This window comes from Mesorhizobium sp. ORS 3428, assembly GCF_001854785.1.
GTDB lineage: Bacteria > Pseudomonadota > Alphaproteobacteria > Rhizobiales > Rhizobiaceae > Mesorhizobium.
The window spans coordinates 1-2,208 of record NZ_MDFL01000069.1 but is presented as its reverse complement, the minus strand read 5'-3'; the positions used below and the strand labels follow the sequence as shown (position 1 = coordinate 2,208).

3 protein-coding genes are annotated in these 2,208 nt (G+C 59.3%); all 3 read right to left on the bottom strand.

All coding sequences use genetic code 11. The features are described 5' to 3' along the window. Positions 1-70 precede the first annotated feature (70 nt). Positions 71-919, bottom strand: a complete 849-nt coding sequence (locus tag ORS3428_RS08345) for a fumarylacetoacetate hydrolase family protein (protein ID WP_071096372.1) — start codon at positions 917-919, stop codon at positions 71-73. Continuing rightward, positions 916-1,854 carry an acetaldehyde dehydrogenase (acetylating) gene (locus ORS3428_RS08340; RefSeq protein WP_071096370.1) on the bottom strand — a complete coding sequence of 313 codons (939 nt, stop codon included), beginning with the start codon at positions 1,852-1,854 and terminating at the stop codon, positions 916-918. Before ORS3428_RS08340 ends, ORS3428_RS08345 begins: the two co-directional genes overlap by 4 nt. Then, positions 1,854-2,208 (bottom strand): 2-keto-4-pentenoate hydratase (locus ORS3428_RS08335; protein ID WP_172833661.1); only part of this gene is annotated, 355 nt, incomplete at its 5' end. The genes ORS3428_RS08335 and ORS3428_RS08340, both read right to left, overlap by 1 nt.

Here is a 2,208-nt window from a genome sequence, read left to right as displayed (position 1 = left end):
CGTCGCGCAAAGTCACGTCCTGAATGTAGAGCTTCGTTTGCGTCGGATCGAGGTTCATGGATTTTCCACATTAGTCGTCATGGATGACGACGCGCTGACGCTGCTCGCCAAGTCCTTTGATGCCAAGATGCATTTCGTCGCCGGCAGCCAAATAGCGCGGCGGTTTCATACCCATGCCGACACCGGGAGGTGTTCCCGTCGTGATGATGTCTCCGGGTTCGAGCGTCAGAAACTCGCTGACATATGCGACAACGGTCGGCACATCGAAAATCATGGTGTCAGTGTTTCCGGTCTGACAGCGCTGCCCGGAGACATTCATGAACATCGACAGGCCGCGCCCCTCGCCCAATTCGTCCGTTGTGACAAGCCAAGGTCCCACTGGCCCGAAGCCATCATGGCTCTTGCCTTTGTCCCAGGTGCCACCGCGTTCCAGCTGGTGCGAGCGCTCCGACACGTCATTGACGAGAACGTAACCGGCTACATGCGCCATCGCCTCGCCACGCGAAACATAGCGGRCACGCGTTCCGATGACGACGCCGAGTTCAACTTCCCAATCAACCTTCTTGGCGCCTCGCGGCACCGGCACGTCATCATCGGGGCCAGCAAGAGATGAAATCGCCTTCATGAAGACGATAGGCTCGCTTGGAATGGGCAGGTTCGACTCTTGAGCGTGATCGGAAAAATTGAGACCTATCGCGATGAATTTCCGGACACCCGCCACGGGCACGCCGTAACGAAAAGGCCCTTCCACCAGCGGCAGCACCGACACGTCAAGTGCACCCAGAGACTTCAAGGCGGCCGGGCTCAGCGCGTTGGCATCGATATCTGACAGCTTTGACACAAGGCTCCTCGCCTTGCCTTCGGCGTCGATCAGGACTGGTTGTTCGTGCCCCTTTTGACCAATCCGAGCCAGTTTCATGCCGCCACCCTTTCTTGAATACGCAGTGCAATCTTTTCGGCCGTCTGCAGCCCGGCCGACGTCATGATGTCGAGATTTCCGGCATAAGCAGGCAAGTAATGCGCCGCGCCCTCCACCTCGAGAAAGACGCTGGTTTTGATACCTTCGAAGTCACCGACACCCGGAATCTGCGCAGGGTTGTTAGAGCCGAAACGTTCGAACTGAACCTGCTGCTTCAGCCGATAGCCAGGCACATACGCATTCACCTTGGCTACAATTGCCTTGATCGCCTCTGCGATGGCAGCCTCGTTCGCCCCGGACGAGAGCGTAAAGACGGTGTCGCGCATAAGGAGCGGCGGCTCGGCCGGATTGAGGACGATGATGGCCTTTCCTTGGGAAGCGCCACCAACCATTTCGATAGCGCGTGCCGTAGTCTCGGTAAACTCATCTATATTTGCCCGAGTGCCGGGCCCAGCCGACTTCGAGGAAATGGATGCGACGATCTCCGCGTAGTGGACCTTCGCGACCGAGGACACCGCCGCCACGATCGGAATCGTCGCCTGACCACCGCACGTCACCATGTTCACATTTGGCGCATCAAGATGGGTTCCGCCATTGACCACCGGAATGACGTAGGGCCCGATTGCAGCCGGCGTCAGGTCGATCATAACTTTACCGGCGCCGGTTACGACCGCGCTGTGCCTTTGATGAGCAGCAGCAGACGTAGCGTCGAACACGATCCCAATGTCGGGCCACACATCGAGCCTTTGCAAGCCCTCAATGCCTTCGTGGGTCGTCGCCACACCAAGGCGTTTGGCCCGGGCAAGCCCATCGGACGCGGGATCGACCCCGACAAGCGCCGACATCTCCAGTCTGTTCGAGTGACGCATGATCTTGATCATCAGGTCGGTGCCAATATTGCCTGAGCCGATGATTGCCGTCTTGACCCCGGCCATTAGCCGTCCTTCTCGTACCTGAACCGGGCTTCACCCAGGCCGCCGACCTTAGCAACTACCTCGTCGCCTGCCTGGAGAGTGACCATTGGTCCCAGAGCACCGGTCAGCACAACGTCGCCGGCGCGGAGAACTTCGCCACGAGCAGAGAGCGTGCGGGTCAGCCACGCGGCAGCATTGAGGGGGTGCCCGAGACAGGCCGCGCCGGCACCGATTGAGACCACGGCGCTATTCACTTCCAGCGCCATTCCGCAAGTATAGAGATCTAGCCCGGTTAGTGGCCTACGCTCGGCGCCGAGAACGAAAAATCCGGAAGAGCCGTTATCGGCAACCGTGTCCGCGAAGGTGATCTTCCAG

What these genes read in the sequence shown, in the direction of transcription:
- ORS3428_RS08340 (WP_071096370.1), bottom strand. Translation starts at nt 1,854, where the DNA reads ATGGCCGGGGTCAAGACGGCAATCATCGGCTCAGGCAATATTGGCACC.